The 15,648-nt window shown below is 45.0% G+C and carries 13 protein-coding genes and 1 tRNA gene; 5 read left to right on the top strand and 9 right to left on the bottom strand.

Features of this window, described 5'->3' with window-relative positions:
* On the bottom strand, positions 1–840 hold the full coding sequence (locus AC6R00_RS13835) for a helix-turn-helix domain-containing protein (RefSeq protein WP_004745822.1): 840 nt from the start codon (positions 838–840) through the stop codon (positions 1–3).
* Positions 841–1,207: 367 nt separating this feature from the next.
* Here AC6R00_RS13835 and AC6R00_RS13840 point away from each other — a divergent pair, with 367 nt between their 5' ends.
* The 4 genes from AC6R00_RS13840 (at position 1,208) to AC6R00_RS13855 (ending at position 6,510) form a co-directional block, all read left to right on the top strand.
* Positions 1,208–3,109 (top strand): PTS fructose transporter subunit IIABC, encoded by a 1,902-nt coding sequence (locus AC6R00_RS13840; protein ID WP_500640782.1) that lies wholly within the window; start codon positions 1,208–1,210, stop codon positions 3,107–3,109.
* A 179-nt stretch (positions 3,110–3,288) separates the two neighbouring features.
* Positions 3,289–4,452: a mannose-6-phosphate isomerase, class I gene (gene manA / locus AC6R00_RS13845; protein WP_500640906.1), complete on the top strand. Its 1,164-nt coding sequence runs from the start codon at positions 3,289–3,291 to the stop codon at positions 4,450–4,452.
* Between the two features lie 204 nt (positions 4,453–4,656).
* Complete coding sequence (locus AC6R00_RS13850) at positions 4,657–5,097, top strand: PTS sugar transporter subunit IIA (protein WP_500640783.1); 441 nt, start codon at positions 4,657–4,659, stop codon at positions 5,095–5,097.
* A gap of 12 nt (positions 5,098–5,109) precedes the next feature.
* Positions 5,110–6,510: a PTS fructose transporter subunit IIBC gene (locus AC6R00_RS13855; RefSeq protein WP_500640784.1), complete on the top strand. Its 1,401-nt coding sequence runs from the start codon at positions 5,110–5,112 to the stop codon at positions 6,508–6,510.
* A 59-nt stretch (positions 6,511–6,569) separates the two neighbouring features.
* Here the strand turns inward: AC6R00_RS13855 and AC6R00_RS13860 are convergent.
* The 3 genes from AC6R00_RS13860 to AC6R00_RS13870 all read right to left on the bottom strand — a co-directional run bounded on the left by AC6R00_RS13860 (position 6,570) and on the right by AC6R00_RS13870 (position 9,914).
* A tRNA-Ser gene (locus tag AC6R00_RS13860) sits at positions 6,570–6,657 on the bottom strand.
* Positions 6,658–6,802: 145 nt separating this feature from the next.
* Positions 6,803–7,252: an L-alanine exporter AlaE gene (locus AC6R00_RS13865; RefSeq protein ID WP_500640785.1), complete on the bottom strand. Its 450-nt coding sequence runs from the start codon at positions 7,250–7,252 to the stop codon at positions 6,803–6,805.
* Between the two features lie 223 nt (positions 7,253–7,475).
* Entirely contained in the window at positions 7,476–9,914 is a 2,439-nt protein-coding gene (locus tag AC6R00_RS13870; RefSeq protein ID WP_500640786.1) for an ATP-binding protein, read from the bottom strand.
* 127 nt (positions 9,915–10,041) lie between these two features.
* On the opposite strand from AC6R00_RS13870, the gene AC6R00_RS13875 reads away from it, so the two are divergent.
* Complete coding sequence (locus tag AC6R00_RS13875) at positions 10,042–10,611, top strand: UPF0149 family protein (RefSeq protein ID WP_500640787.1); 570 nt, start codon at positions 10,042–10,044, stop codon at positions 10,609–10,611.
* Between the two features lie 46 nt (positions 10,612–10,657).
* On the opposite strand, the gene AC6R00_RS13880 is transcribed toward AC6R00_RS13875, so the two are convergent.
* From AC6R00_RS13880 to tolB, 5 genes are all read right to left on the bottom strand, one after another.
* Entirely contained in the window at positions 10,658–11,692 is a 1,035-nt protein-coding gene (locus AC6R00_RS13880; protein ID WP_272786761.1) for a potassium channel family protein, read from the bottom strand.
* A 101-nt stretch (positions 11,693–11,793) separates the two neighbouring features.
* A complete protein-coding gene (nadA, locus tag AC6R00_RS13885; RefSeq protein ID WP_004749750.1) occupies positions 11,794–12,855 on the bottom strand; it encodes a quinolinate synthase NadA in 1,062 nt (353 codons plus the stop codon).
* Between the two features lie 131 nt (positions 12,856–12,986).
* Complete coding sequence (ybgF, locus tag AC6R00_RS13890) at positions 12,987–13,757, bottom strand: tol-pal system protein YbgF (protein ID WP_004743340.1); 771 nt, start codon at positions 13,755–13,757, stop codon at positions 12,987–12,989.
* Between the two features lie 15 nt (positions 13,758–13,772).
* Complete coding sequence (gene pal, locus AC6R00_RS13895) at positions 13,773–14,300, bottom strand: peptidoglycan-associated lipoprotein Pal (RefSeq protein ID WP_004743339.1); 528 nt, start codon at positions 14,298–14,300, stop codon at positions 13,773–13,775.
* 34 nt (positions 14,301–14,334) lie between these two features.
* Positions 14,335–15,648: a Tol-Pal system beta propeller repeat protein TolB gene (gene tolB, locus AC6R00_RS13900; RefSeq protein WP_425666843.1), complete on the bottom strand. Its 1,314-nt coding sequence runs from the start codon at positions 15,646–15,648 to the stop codon at positions 14,335–14,337.

Consider the following 15,648-nt stretch of genomic DNA (forward strand, 5'->3'; position numbering starts at 1 on the left):
CTAGATTGATCCGCGATAGTCAGATGGCGTTCTTCCAGTGCGATTTTTGAATACTCGACAAAAGTAGTTCACATCCTTAAAGCCACACCTAACCGACACTTCATTAAGTTTAAAGTTGTATTTCTTGAGCATGAATTTCGCTCGATCAATTCGGACCCAAGTAATGTAGTCTGCTAACGTCATGTGCCCTTGCTGGCGAAACAAGCGCGATAAGTGATTGGCAGAGATGCTAAATCGAGCGGCGATACTGTCTCGGGTGATCTGGCGGTGGAAATTCTCCTGAATGTAGATACAGATCCCCTGATAAAGATCCTGAACTCGGTTGTGAGACTTTTCTAATGGCGTATCTAACATGGTTTTGCAGTATTGCAACAACGCCTGCAGCAGCAGCTCATCCATTGGCTTTTTGGCATTTTCTCGTGCAAGCGAACTCAGCGCCTCAAGAATGTTATCGAGTGCAAAGCCAGAACGCGTCTGAATACTGTGCTTTTGGATGTCGTAAAAGTTGGTTTCCCCTTTACGTTTGCTAACTAAACTTAAGCCCAATTGACGTCGGCCAAACAGGATACTCAATACCGAACAATTGGTATCCCAATCTGGCTTGTTCCAGCAGTTCGGCGGAATAAAGATCGCGTCTCCTGCCTTAGCGATAACTTGAGTGACTTTACGCTCATGATCTTCCATTTCATTAATGTATTCACCATCAAGTACTAACTCCAATCGAGGAAAATTAACCTGATAACTGCATTCCGGTGGCGTGTGAAAATCTCCAGCAAACCATATGTGATGAAAAGCTTCTCTTTCACCGAGTACCGAAGAAATTAAGTCATGAAATACCATTTGGATACTCTCAATAAGTCGCGCGTGTGCTACGCGCATAGGTATACCGCTAGTAGAGACTTTACGCTATTGAGCAAAATCACAATTTAAGATTAATGGTACAAAAATCCAGCTATGGCAATAAATTTATAGTTATCCAACTTCTAATCGATGGAGTACATAAGCCAACAAACCTTCACAAACCATTGTTTTAAATGGGCTATACCTTCTCAATTCAGTGTTATACCTGACTCATCCGGCGATCTAAATCACACCTCGAAAATACAGTTACAATCTTCTAGTAAATGCATTTTTTCTTCACTACAGACTCTTTCTCACAGCTTCCAAAATACCCCTGATACAACAATAAAATTATTAGGGGTTCACAATGATCACCAAACTCATCAATGAGAATTTGATTGCGCTCGATCTTAAAGCGCAATCCAAAGAAGAGGTTTTTCACGAGCTAATCGAGGTACTTTATTCACAAGGTAGAATCACCGATAAGCAACAATTTCTCGCCGATATCAAGGCTCGCGAAGAGCTAGGCAATACAGGTTTTGAAGAAGGCGTTGCCCTCCCTCATGCCAAAAGTGCTGCGGTTATCGAACCTGCTGTCGTTATTGGCGTTCACCGTACAGGTATCGATTACGGCGCAGAAGATGGATTGCCATCGAAACTCTTTTTTATGATCGCCTCTCCAGATGGCGGTGACAATCATCACATCGAAGTGCTGGCAGAACTCTCTTCTAAGTTGATTGAAGAAGGCTTTATTGAGCATTTTTTAAACGCGACATCAAACCAACAAGCGTTAGAACTTCTGCTGCAGAAACAAACTCAAGACGACGTAGTTGGCGATACCTCCAATGGCTTTGTGATTGGAGTGACAGGATGTCCGGCAGGCGTTGCACACACCTACTTAGCAGCAGAAGCTCTGGAGAAAGGAGCGGCAAAGTTAGGCTACGAAATCAAAGTCGAAACGAATGGCTCTATCGGCGTAAAGAACAGCCCGACAGCAGAAGAGATTGCCCGAGCAGACGCCATTATTGTTGCCTGCGATAAACAGGTTGATATAGCGCGCTTTGCAGGGAAACGCGTTGTAAAAACCAATGTAAAAGCACCGATTAAAGATGCACAGGGCTTGATCACACAGGCGTTAGATGCGCCGACTTATCACGCTGACACTCAAACCAATGAATCTTCTGTCGCAGATAAAGCTTCTCAGGCTCGCTCTGACTTGTACCGCTTTTTGATGAATGGCGTGTCTCACATGATCCCATTTGTTGTCACTGGCGGCCTATTGATCGCGCTAGCCCTAGCAATAGGCGGTGAGCCAACTGAATCCGGTATGGCGATTCCTGCCGGCAGCATGTGGAACCAAATCCTAGAAGTGGGTGTGGTCGCCTTTACGCTAATGATCCCGATTCTTGCCGGCTATATCGCTTACGCTATTGCAGACCGCCCAGCTCTTGCTCCAGGTCTTATCGGTGGCTGGATTGCCAATAATGGCTCTTTCTATGGCGCAGAAGCCGGAACTGGATTCATCGGTGCGATTGTTGCTGGCTTACTTGTCGGCTACTTCGTTAAATGGGTCACGTCGATCAACTACCACAAGTTTATCCAACCACTTGTGCCTATCATGATCGCTCCCATCACTGGCTCGTTATTTATTGCTGGCTTGTTCATCTTTGTTATTGGCGCGCCGATTGCCGGACTGATGGATAGCTTAACTGCCCTTCTGACCTCAATGAGCACAGGAAACGTGGTATTGCTTGGCATTGTATTAGGTGGCATGGCTGGCTTTGACATGGGCGGCCCATTCAACAAAGTCGCGTTCCTATTTTCTGTCGGCATGATTGCCAGTGGTCAAACTCAGTTTATGGGTGCGATGGCTTGTGCAATCCCTGTCGCACCTCTTGGTATGGCATTGGCAACTGTTCTGGGTCGCAAATTCGAGCTGTTCGAATCTTCAGAAATTGAAGCAGGTAAAGCAGCTGGCGCGATGGGCTTAGTTGGTATCTCTGAAGGCGCGATTCCATTTGCGGCTCAAGATCCAATGTCGGTCATCCCGGCCAACGTTCTTGGCTCTATGGTCGCCGCTGTTATGGCGTTCTCGTTTGGCATCACCAACAGCGTCGCACACGGCGGTCCGGTCGTCGCGCTTCTTGGTGCAATGAACTACCCGCTTCTTGCACTCGTGAGCATGGCGGCTGGTACTGCTGTCACCGCACTGACGTGTATCACGCTTAAAAAGCTACGCAAAGAAAAGCTGGTTACCGCAGCAGCTTAACCCTTCTCCTTTAACGCCAAGTGGCTTGAGATCCTTCAAGCCACTCTTTCCCTATGGTGAATGCAATGCCAGAACTCACTACATCTGTTGCCAGTGAACAGTACACTTCAACCACAGCGGTTCCTGCTTTTGACCAGACTGAAAATCTTGACTTAGAGCCGCGCCAAGCCTTCTTTCCAATGAAGAACGTGATTCAAAACTACGCTTGGGGCAGTAAAACGTCACTGAATCAGCTGTTTGGAATCAGCAACCCAGAATCTGCTCCGCAAGCGGAAATGTGGATGGGCGCTCACCCAAATGGCTGCTCGTTGGTTACGAGCCAAAGTATTTCAGTCAAACTTTCTGAACTTATCGCCAATAACCCACAACACTACCTCGGGGAACAAACCGCCAACACATTTGGCGAGCTGCCGTATCTATTTAAGATCCTAGCGGCAGAGCAAGCTCTATCAATACAAGTCCACCCGAGCAAAGCCCAAGCACAATCTGGATATGCTAAAGAGCAACAGCTAGGGGTACCATTGAGCGCGAGCCATCGTAATTACAAAGATCCCAACCACAAACCAGAATTGGTGTACGCCCTTACCCAATACCAAGCGATGAATGGCTTTAGATCAATCGAAGAGATCATTGAGAACTTCACCCAGTTAGCCATTCCAGAGCTTAATTGGTTACTTGAAGCGCTCACCGAAGAGCCAAATTCACACGGATTGGCAAGCTTCTTCTCTGGGATACTGTCCTTACAAGGTGAACAAAAAGAGATGGCACTCACCATGTTGATGGTCAAAGCCAAGCTCTCTAGCAAACCTGTGTATGCGCTCATCACCGAACTAGAAAAACAGTACCCGAACGATGTTGGGCTATTTGCACCCTTGATGCTTAATGTCATTACCTTACAACCAGGAGAGGCGATGTATCTAGACGCGCAGACGCCTCACGCTTATTTGCATGGCACTGGGCTAGAGATCATGGCGAACTCTGACAATGTACTTCGAGCAGGTCTGACACCTAAGCATATCGATGTCAAAGAGCTTGTCTTGTGCACGCAATTTGTTTCGAAACCAAAGAGTAGCCTAAAACTTGCGCCCTCAGTTGACGCAGGAATTGAAAGCTTTGAGGTGCCAGTTGATGACTTTAAGTTCTCGATCCTTCATAACTCTAACAACCGTCACCTAACAGCGACCAGTGCTGAGATTCTTCTACCACTAGACGAACCGATGACCTTAACGCATACCAATGGAGAAACATGCCAAATAGCTATTGGGGACTCGGTGTTTGTTGCGGCGAATACAGGCAATTACACGCTCTGCTGCCAAGGACGAGTAGCACGAGCATACAGCTAAATTAATCCAATCACTTTATTGAGCCTCACCATCGTGAGGCTTTTTTCTATCTGGAGAAATAGTCATGTATCGAAATAATAATGACGCTAATCACACTTAAATTTAGCCGATACAAAAGTATAGCTATAGCCTTATTTTTGCTATTTCGACGATATCAGCAATGGATTAATTTTAACTCATCGAAAAGCATTCGTGAGTTTAAAAATGATTACACAATTAACTAATGTCAATTTAATAAAAAAACAATTATCTGCGACAAATAAACAACAAGTATTCGAAGAGCTTGCTGAACTACTGGCTGACAACCAGCGCATTAATAATCTCGATAACTTCCTAGCAGATATCAAAGCTCGCGAAGCACTGAGCGTCACATCGATGGATGGCATCGCCTACCCTCACGCGAAAAGCAGCGCTGTGTTGGAGCCTGCCATTGCTGTTGGCATCAAACCGGCTGGCATTGATTACGATGACGAAGACGGTATTAACCCGACCCTATTTTTTATGATTGCCTCACCAGATAATGGTGCTGACCATCATATCTACGTTCTTCAAGAGCTATTTGGCAAGTTCAGCGAAGAATTTATAGAAAATATTATAAAAGCAAAAGATGAACATCAGATATTAGATATTTTAATTAATTCATAAGGTAAATTAGATATGAGTACAATAACCGCTCAAGCTGCTAATAGTAGCGATCTTAAAAAAAACCTCAGTACCCTAAAGCAACACCTTCTATTTGGTACTTCACATATGTTGCCATTTATTGTCGCGGGAGGTGTCTTGCTCGCGTTGGCAGTAATGGCATCTGGTAAAGGGGCAGTACCAGCAGAGGGCTTACTCGCTGACATTTCAAACATCGGCATTAAAGGTCTCGTCCTATTCCCAATTATTCTCGGTGGTTTCATTGGTTATTCTATTGCTGATAAACCAGCACTTGCGCCTGCGATGATCTCTTCTGGCATCATGGCGGATATGGGCGGTGGTTTCTTAGGCTGTATTGTGGCAGGATTTATCGCAGGTGGCGTGGTTTTCCAACTTAAGAAAATCCCTCTTTCTGCCAATATGACCGCGCTAGGTGCCTACTTTATCTACCCTCTTATCGGCACATTAATCTCTGCGGGTATTGTTCTTTGGGGCATTGGTGAGCCAATCAAGATCTTTATGGCTTCAATGAACGAGTTCTTGGCATCAATGGCGGGCGCTTCTAAAGTTGTACTTGGTACCATTCTTGGCGGTATGACGGCGTTTGATATGGGCGGCCCAATCAACAAAGTGGCAACCCTATTTGCTCAAACTCAAGTAGACACTCAGCCATGGCTAATGGGTGGTGTGGGCATCGCAATCTGTACGCCTCCTCTAGGTATGGCGCTAGCAACGTTCCTATTCAAGAAGAAGTTCACTAAGCAAGAACAAGAAGCAGGTAAAGCAGCAGCAATCATGGGCTCTATCGGTATCTCTGAAGGTGCGATTCCATTTGCAGCAAACGACCCAATGCGCGTTCTTCCTTCAATCGTTGCCGGTGGTATCGTAGGTTGTGTATTCGGCTTCCTGACTGACGTACTACTACATGCACCATGGGGCGGTCTAATCACTGCGCCAGTTTCAAGTAACATCCCAATGTATGTAGTGGGCATTGCTCTTGGTTCATTAACAACAGCGCTAATTGTCGGCTTCTGGAAGCCAGTAGCGGCAGAGTCCGAAGACGATATCGAACAAGAAGCACCAGCTCAAACTCAAATGGCTCCACCAGTAGCAGGCGAAGGCGAATACGATATTGTTGCTGTCACTTGCTGCCCATCAGGTGTTGCGCATACCTTTATGGCAGCCAAGGCACTAGAAAAAGCAGGCGCTGCGGCAGGTATTAAGATTAAGGTAGAAACTCAAGGTCAAAACGGCATTCAGAACCGCATAACAGACCTAGACGTTGCTAATGCTAAACTGGTTATCTTAGCTCACGACATTCAAGTAAAAGATGCCCATCGTTTTGCCAACACTAACGTGGTGGAATGCTCAACAAAAGAAGCAATGAAGAAAGCGAGCGAACTTATTCAAAACTAAATGATTTGTAAAAATCAGAAACGAAAAAGCCCCAGCATTTCTGCTGGGGCTTTAGAATGTGGCGGTGAGTGAGAGATTCGAACTCTCGATACGTTGCCGTATACACACTTTCCAGGCGTGCTCCTTCAGCCACTCGGACAACTCACCGAATCAAATTGTGGTTGGTTTCGATAACCAACGAGGCGCTAATTTAATGATTCTATTAGGTTAGGTCAAGTCTAATCCCTAAAAAAACCGCACCATCGAGACTGTTTGGTTACTAACTGGCTAATTCGATCATGAATCAGTCAGTTTAGGCTTCTTGATAGTAGCCAGGAACGCGGAACCACTTACGGCACATATCTAAGAAGTAGCCGTACAAAACACCCATTCCGCATGAAACAACCGCGTTAGAGGTCACCGCAGTAATGATCTGATCAGTCGATGCACCCACAACCAATAGAATTGCTGCATACACCGGAGACTGAAACAGGACATAAGCAACAAGATCAGAGATGTTTTTCATAACGCCAGTGTCAGATAAGCGAGCGCCTTGGCGTAATACGTAGTCACGGAACAAACCGTATGGCCACGCGATGGCAATGTTAACTGGGATTGAAAGCGTTCGTGAAGCTAGAGATTGCTCGAAAGTCATACCGGACACAAAAATTTCAATGAACATTCCGGAAATAAAACAAAACACAACCATTGCAAACGTATCAGCAGCAGCGTTACGAATACAGAAAGGCCCACGAGACTTCATTCTTACCTCAACATAAATAACTAGAAATAAAACCAATAAGCAAAATGAAAAACCAGCCAAACAGCAATAAGCCAGTCAATATCGCCATTAAAACATTATTTTTACAGTTTTAGATTTCAAAGTTATTGAGAAAAGGTAAATAAACAACCAGATTTCGTAGTAAAACTAGATTATGTCGCTAAAATTCAAGCCAAAGGACGATTTTTAAACAAATTAACGTAATTTAGTTACAGTAATCTTTGACTTGTACGGCAAGTAGATCCAACTCTTCTTGTTGAGGGAACTCCCCAGCCATCAATCTAGATTCAATATTAAATAAGTTATCGTCCAGAATCGGTGTCTGAATGCCATCGAGATTTTGCTTTATCTGCGCAAACTTGTTTTTGGCATGGGGTAAGTCTTCGTTTTCTATTGCCATAAAGAACATCATCAATGGCTCTTCCAGCTCTATCTTGAGCTCATTTGAGTTCGCAGAGCTGCTTAGAAGGTGAGGCTGAAATTGATACAGCTTGTCGGAATAATTGACCAATGCGTCATCGAGTTCCGTTTCATCGATCGGCTTCGAGATAATGTAATCAACACCCGCCCCCAACATTCGCTCTCTGGTATCTCTGAACACATCAGCGGTACAACCAAAAATCAGCATATTGGCTCTCTCATCAGCCAAGCTACGAATTGCTGTTGTGGCTTCTACACCATCCATCACGGGCATGTGGTTATCCATCAAAACAAGATCAAACCCACCTTGAGCAATAGCCTCAACGCCAAGCTCTCCATTTTCAACACACTCACAAGAGAAACCTTTATTGGTCATAAACGTATTCAGAATAATCGCATTAGTTCGGTTATCTTCAACGATCAAGACTCTTAAACCGTTATAGTTGAGCTTTCTGAGCTCGCGATATTCAGCAAAAGCAGGTTGGCTAATTTCAGTGCGGATGGCGGCTTCAAAGCTCGAGCCAATTCCGAGCTCACTTTTTACCGTTACGGTGCCTCCCATTAGCTCACATAGCTGCTTTACAATCGCAAGGCCCAATCCGGTTCCACCAAAACGGCGCGTTGTAGAAGACTCAGCCTGTTCAAATGGCTTAAATATCTTGCTTTGGGCTTCACGGGCAATCCCTATACCGGTATCTCGCACGCGAATAAGCAGGTAGTTTTCTTCGCCTCGTTGTTCTTCTTTGAAATAGACTTCCACATAGCCACGAGAGGTAAACTTGACGGCATTGTTAAGAAGGTTAAACAGAATCTGTCTTAATCGCGCTTTATCACATAGGTACCAACGCTCATGGGGTACTTCAGAGTAGACCTTAAACTGCAACCCTTTCTCAGAGCAGAGCGTAAAGTAAACACTGTTGATACTGCCGATAATCGACTCTAACGGGAAAGGTGATGATTCCAGCTCTAAATGCCCTTGCTCTACTTTCGAGAAGTCGAGAATCTCATTGAGCAGCGTCATCATATGCTCGCCAGATTCATACAATGTTTTAAGATGCTTTCTCTGCTCTTCACTTAAATCGGTTTTTAAAAGTATTTGCGCGGTCCCCAGTACCCCATTCATTGGTGTACGGATCTCGTGAGATAAAGTGGCAAGGAATGCACTTTTTGCTTTCGTCGAAGCCTGAGCTTTAACCTTTTCTTCTTCAAGATAAACCGTTTTTTCATTTAAAGAGTCGATGAGGTATTTGATTTCATCTTGGCTATTGTAATCAATCTCTATTGCCCCTCCCTCTTTGGATTCATCAAGGCTACGTGCAATGACAACAATCGGAGAAATCAGAAAACGGTTAATCAAAAAATAGCCTAGCATTACACAAGCAAGCATGATCGGTACGATGACGGCTTCGACTTTAGAGACCAGATCATACACCTGTTCGGCTACCAACCGTTTGGCGTTCACAACGTCAACACTCCAGTTAAAATCACCAAAGCTGTTTTGACTGATATAGATATTTTTAGCGAGCTGGAAGTTGTGCTCTGTGATGACATCTCCGTAACCGTCACGCAGTATCACGCCTAAGTCGTACTCTTCCGCATGCAGGCGAACAAACGAAACCAAGGTTTCAAGTGAGATATCAATGGTTGCTACGCCAGCAAACTCACCATCAATGTAGTAAGGTGATGAGGCGGTGATCATCTGCACATGGGTAAAGGGGTCTATGTATACCGGAGACCAAGACACAGTTCCGCTTGGTTTTTTCACAACAGAGGTATACCAAGACTCTTTGTCGTATCCCCCTGACTCAGGGTTATCCCATGAGAGCACCCTGTCGATCTTGCCATCACTTGCTCGGTTAAAGAATAGGCTTTTATAAGGGACTTGCTGATCAATCGAGTAAGGCGTCGGCCAAAGACCACCACTCACCGCAACCCCTTCAACAAGTGAAAAAAGCTTATGCAGCAAAACCGCTTGGTGTTCTTGAGTTTCGTGGTTACTACCGATACTGACCACGGCTTGCAAGATCCCGACGGAGCTATTTATCGGCTCTTCTATCTGAACAGAGATAAGCTCAGTTCGAAGATCGAGGTTTCTTTCTAGCTGCGCTCTGGTCGGCGGTTCAACGATCAAGTAGCTGACAGTACCGATAAGGGCGACAGCCATAGCTAGATAAATAGCTAAAGCAAAAATGCTCTTCCTTTTTAGCGATGAACGAATATCCATAAATCTTTGAATTTTGACCGTTTATAAAAAATTATAGCGAATATATCTGAGCAGCAACCTTTTTCTCACTTCTGTTGGCTGTTACCATTGCGATATCACAACTCCTGATTTACATAGGATGTCTATTTTGACCCTACAAGAACTTCTGTCCTTGCCTGAGCTTGAAGGTAAGTTGATTAACGAAGCCAAGACTCATGGTTTCGTTACCGCTATGGCTGCAGCGCCTCACACGTTGACTCCTCACGAATGGCTTCCATTCCTTTGGGGTGGTGAAGAAGTTGCCCCTTTTGCAGATGGCGAACAGTTAGAGACATACATTGAGCATATCATTGCCATTTGGAATGAGTCGCGTCCTGCCCTACTGGAAAATCGTTGGCAATGGCCAGAAGGTTGCGCTCTAGATGAAGAAGAAATCGTGACAGAAGCAACGCGCGACTTCTGTGAAGGAGTTCTCCAAGGTTGGCAGCTTGCACGTGACGATTGGGAAACCATCATGCCAGAAGATAGCGAAGATAACGCCCTATTAGGCGGTGTGTTGCTATCTGTGAGCATGCTTTATGATCCTGAAACCTCAATCGCAACGCTCGCTGAACAAGGTATTGAGGGTCTTGAACAGTTTGAAGAGATCTTTAATGCAATGCCAACCATGCTATGTGGCTTGACGATGCGTGGTTCAATGCTGGCAGATCAAGAATAACAAAATAAAAAATCGCAGCTCAGGCTGCGATTTTTTGTTGTCAGGTTCACTCAATTTTTTGCCAATTAAAATCTTCAATACGCTCATCCGCAATATAGAATATCTTAGCGCTAGGTAAAATCTCCCTATCGAGTTCTGGGTTGAGTTCAATCCCTTGCCCTACATCCAATGCGATCAGCGTTGCTTGATAGTCTCGCTTCATAAACTGAAAAGCATCTTCCACTTTTATTGTTTTCTGCTCACTCGGATAAGTCGTCGAATACTGAGTCATGCCCCGTGTAGAAGCCAATAACTCCTGATGCAAAGCGCTTGAACCCGGGTCTACCGCGGCTTTAGCGAGCATTTCAGCCCCTACTGCCGGAATACACTCGGCATTTGGGCAATGCTGGCTTAGAAGGTTACTGAGAGCCTCATCTTTAAAGTAAGCGAGCAGATGGGCACTTGGGTTGATGTTGGCACTGTATAGCGCAGCTGACAACGTAATGTCGTCTTCTAGGTTATCGACGACAATACAACTGGCCCTTTCAATTGCGGCTTTTTCCATCTCTTGTGAGTCGGTATAGCTGTTTACTTTTACGAATCCAATTTCGCCAGGAAGCGGGTTTTCAATATCTGAACGACTGCATAGTACAATTGGACGTTTGCCCTCTTCTTCATGCTGTAACATGCGAATCAAATGCATGGTACGTTGCCCATTCCAACCTAATAGTACGATATGATTTTCCACACCAATTCTCCGCTTTCCTAAAATACCTGCGCGCCAATACTCGACCATCCCTGCTGCAAGTCGACCAATCAAAGCCGCAAAAAGTGATAAGCCCCCTGGGATGACAAACAAGATAACTACCCATTTTCCCATTGAAGTTTCAGGCGAATGATCACCGTAACCAACGGTTGATGCCGTCACCATCAAGAAATAGAGAAAAGTTGAGAGGTCATCGGTAAGCGCGTGCTCACTACTCGCTCTCAGTAGAATCCAAGAGGCGGCAATATAGATAACCAACAGCAAAGCTAAGTTACGATTACTAAGATTAAATATATTTGAGTTCAACCACTTTCTAAATGTTAGCCAAATAGACATAGTGCTCCTTCACTTGTTCGCTTAAGGGTATTTAAGCCTAAGAGCTAATACAAAAAAACCAGCCAATGAGGCTGGTCTTGATAACTGTGACAAATATCCGCTTAAGCGTTGCCTTTTACCTGCATGTTTAGTTGCTCAGCAAAATCTAGCATGCGGTTCAACGGGATAAGAGATTTAACACGTAGCTCTTCATCAACAAAGATTTCGTGCTCTTCACCACCATCACGTAGCGCAGCTTCAATCGCTTTTAGGCCGTTCATTGCCATCCAAGGGCAGTGTGCACAGCTACGACAAGTTGCACCTGCACCCGCAGTTGGCGCTTCTATCAGCTCTTTTTCTGGAACAAGCTGCTGCATTTTAAAGAAGATGCCTTTATCAGTCGCAACAATCATTTTCTGCTGTGGCAGCTCTTTTGCCGCCTTAATTAGCTGACTTGTCGAGCCGACAGCATCTGCTAATTCAACAACGCTAGCAGGTGACTCTGGGTGAACAAGGATGGCTGCGTCTGGATATAAACCTTTCATCTTACGCAGGGCATCCGCGGAAAACTCATCGTGAACCACACATTCACCTTGCCATAACAGCATGTCTGCGCCAGTTTGGTTAGCAATGTACGAACCTAGGTGGCGATCAGGGCCCCAAATAATTGGCGTATCTTCAGAGTCTAGGTGTTCAACGATTTCTAATGCGATGCTCGATGTTACAACCCAGTCAGCGCGTGCTTTTACTGCAGCAGAGGTGTTTGCGTACACAACAACTTTGTGATCAGGGTGGGCATCACAAAACTCAGAAAACTTGTCAGCAGGACAACCAAGATCTAGAGAACACTCCGCCTCTAGAGTTGGCATAAGAATACGCTTTTCAGGTGTCAGGATCTTAGCTGACTCACCCATAAAGCGCACACCACCGATGATCAGTGTGCTTGCAGGGTGGCGGTTACCAAACTTTGCCATTTCAAGTGAATCACCGACAAAACCGCCAGTCTCTTCTGCCAAAGCTTGGATCTCAGGATCTGTGTAATAGTGAGCAATCAATACCGCGTCTTTTTCTTTAAGCAACACTTTGATGTTGGCAATGTGTGCTTGTTTTTCTTCTTCTGTTAGCGGAATTGGTTTTGGTGGGAATGGGTAAACTGTCTCAATTGTGTCTAATATGTGGCTCATTGCTTTTGCGCTACGCTACTTCCAGTAATCCGAGTATTGTAACCTTAACGCTATTGTAGATTCCAGCGTCGACACAAAGGAAAACAAAAAAGGAGCGCTTTGCACTCCTCTTCACTACAAATTATGAACGGTTAAAGACGCTCTTTTGCCAACTTAGCTGAAGCACTATTTGGATACTCATCAACCACTTGCTGATAGTACTTTGTCGCTTGAGCTTGGTTATTATTGCGAGCTGCGATATCACCAAGTTTCACCAAAGCATCTGCACGCTTGTTGGATTCTTTATAAGTGATCACGGCGGCAAAACTCTTCACTGCTTCTTTATCTTGCTTCTTGGCAAAATAAAGTTGGCCTAGCCAATAATGCGAGTTTGGCGTGAAGCTTGAGTCCGGGAAGTCTTTCTGAAACTGCTGGAATGCAGCAATTGCACCCGTATAGTCACGCTTCTTAAGGATTAAGTCTACCGAGTTCTGATACGCAGTCTGCTCATCTACATTGGAACTAAAAGTCCCACCTGCAGGTTTCGCTGAGTCTTCCGGTGTCGTTTGAGCAACAGGCGTTGATGCTTGGCTGCGAACCTTATCTAACTCAATGAAGAGCTCTCTTTGACGCTGCAACATCTGCTGCATGTCATAAGTGCTTTTTTCTAATTGACCGCGAAGCTCACTGATTTCAAGAGCCATGTCATCGAGCTGTTGCTGCATTTGCAACTGGACGCGATTGCGGTTTTCCAATAGGCGCTCTAAGCGCTGAACATCAGTTTCGTTACCACGAACTGACGATGAAGAAGTGGCAGTATTGCTACCGCTTAGATCGGATACTGGAGCTGGTGCAGCGAGTACACTACTCGCTGCACTTGCCAGTAACGTAAGCGTAACAACGCGCTTAAGGTTACTGAACATGAGGCAATTCCTCAATTAGTACACTAGAACTGCGCGGCGGTTCTTAGCGTAAACATCTTCTGATTGACCTAGAAGAAGTGGCTTCTCTTCACCGTAGCTTACAACTTCGATTTGATCCGCTTGAACACCTAGAGCTTGTAGATATTTCGCTACAGCTTCTGCACGGCGCTCGCCTAGTGCGATGTTGTACTCTGGAGTACCACGCTCATCTGCGTGACCTTCGATCTTAACTTCTAGAGATGGATCTTTGCTTAGGTAAGCTGCGTGAGCCGCTAGCATCTCTTCGTAGTCACCCGCGATAGTAGAGTTGTCGAAAGCAAAGTAGATTGTTGAAGTTTCGCGTAGTGCTTGCTCTTTAAGCTCTTGCTCAGAAAGCTGGCCATTTGCTTCTAGTGGAGAAACAGCTGTGTTATCTGTCGTTTGAACTTGGTTAGTTTCAGTTGAACCAGTAGAGTTCGCTGCGTCATCACTTGAGCTACATGCTGTAACCGCTAGAACTGGTAGCGCAATTAGAAGCCCTTTAAGAACTTTATTAAGTTGCATTGTTATAGTTTCCTTTGTTATTGATACTTACTTGCTACAAAAACGGTGACCATGCAGGTGCACGAACTCGACCATTTGTTGCCGGTAACCTTGCTTTAAAGCGTCCATCAATGGAGACCATTGAAAGAACATTGGTCTTGTTATAGATCGAGCTATAAATGACCATACCACCATTTGGCGCAATACTTGGAGATTCATCCAACAATGTTTTGGTTAGAATCTGCATCGCTCCGGTTTCCATATCTAGCTTGGCTAGATTGAACCCTGTATTGCTGCGATTCACCATCACTAAGAAGCGGCCATCTGGTGTAATTTGCCCACCAAGGTTCTGGCTGCCTTGCCATGTTAAACGCTTGGTCGAATTACTTGCCAAATCTACTTGATAAATTTGAGGTTTTCCACCCCGATCCGAGGTAAAGATCAGAGATTTACCATCTGGATGCCAAAATGGTTCAGTATTATTCGATCTACCGCGGGTAATTTGAGTCAGTTTTCTAGTGTTCAGATCCAACGTATAAACTTGCAGGCTACCGGTTTTTGATAAAACCAAAGCGAGCTTACTGCCGTCTGGAGAGAATCTTGGCGCACCATTGTGACGAGGATATGACGTCAACTTCTCACGTTCGCCCGTGTAGATATTCATAATGAAGATCTCAGCTTGGCCGTTTTGGAAGCTCACATAAGCAAGTTTTTTACCATCGGGAGACCAAGCTGGAGACATCAATGGCTGCTTAGAACGCAGTACTAGGCGCTCATTGTAACCATCATAATCAGATACGCGTAGCTGGTATGGGAAATTGTCTTTGTCATTGACAACAACGTAAGCAATACGTGTTAAAAACGCACCTTTTTCACCAGTTAATGCTTCATAGACTAGATCTGAGATTCTGTGCGCATATTCTCTAAGTCGCTTACCCGGTACTGTCGCTCGTTTGTTAAAAATCACATGATCTTTAGACAGAACTAGCTGACCATCGCCACTTAAAGACTTACTCTGGCCTTGAGTCAACTGACCTCTCACTACGTCTACCAGCTGATAGTTAATAACGTAGTTACCCTCTGCATTTTGGGAAATTGAACCTGTCACTAGAGCATCAACACCCAACCCAGTCCAAGCATTGAAATCAACTTCCGCTTCGCTGTATGGCGTTTGTGGCATTTTACTCGTTGCTACAGGGCTAAATTTACCACTGCGCTGCAAATCTGAAGCAATCACTTTTGATACATCTTCAGGAAGTTGTGTATTGCCTTCCCATTTAAATGGCACGATCGCGATTGGTCGCGCCGAGTCAATACCATCTGTAATCACTAGTTCCAACGCCGCATTCGCCGTTTGGAACACGCTCAT

This window comes from Vibrio sp. R10-SF1-ISO8 (assembly GCF_059833805.1).

What these genes read in the sequence shown, in the direction of transcription:
- AC6R00_RS13865 (WP_500640785.1), bottom strand. Translation starts at nt 7,252, where the DNA reads ATGAAGTCTCGTGGGCCTTTCTGTATTCGTAACGCTGCTGCTGATACG.
- AC6R00_RS13840 (WP_500640782.1), top strand. Translation starts at nt 1,208, where the DNA reads ATGATCACCAAACTCATCAATGAGAATTTGATTGCGCTCGATCTTAAA.
- nadA (WP_004749750.1), bottom strand. Translation starts at nt 12,855, where the DNA reads ATGAGCCACATATTAGACACAATTGAGACAGTTTACCCATTCCCACCA.
- AC6R00_RS13880 (WP_272786761.1), bottom strand. Translation starts at nt 11,692, where the DNA reads ATGTCTATTTGGCTAACATTTAGAAAGTGGTTGAACTCAAATATATTT.
- manA (WP_500640906.1), top strand. Translation starts at nt 3,289, where the DNA reads ATGAAGAACGTGATTCAAAACTACGCTTGGGGCAGTAAAACGTCACTG.
- tolB (WP_425666843.1), bottom strand. Translation starts at nt 15,648, where the DNA reads ATGAGCGTGTTCCAAACGGCGAATGCGGCGTTGGAACTAGTGATTACA.
- AC6R00_RS13850 (WP_500640783.1), top strand. Translation starts at nt 4,657, where the DNA reads ATGATTACACAATTAACTAATGTCAATTTAATAAAAAAACAATTATCT.
- AC6R00_RS13870 (WP_500640786.1), bottom strand. Translation starts at nt 9,914, where the DNA reads ATGGATATTCGTTCATCGCTAAAAAGGAAGAGCATTTTTGCTTTAGCT.
- pal (WP_004743339.1), bottom strand. Translation starts at nt 14,300, where the DNA reads ATGCAACTTAATAAAGTTCTTAAAGGGCTTCTAATTGCGCTACCAGTT.
- ybgF (WP_004743340.1), bottom strand. Translation starts at nt 13,757, where the DNA reads ATGTTCAGTAACCTTAAGCGCGTTGTTACGCTTACGTTACTGGCAAGT.
- AC6R00_RS13855 (WP_500640784.1), top strand. Translation starts at nt 5,110, where the DNA reads ATGAGTACAATAACCGCTCAAGCTGCTAATAGTAGCGATCTTAAAAAA.
- AC6R00_RS13835 (WP_004745822.1), bottom strand. Translation starts at nt 840, where the DNA reads ATGGTATTTCATGACTTAATTTCTTCGGTACTCGGTGAAAGAGAAGCT.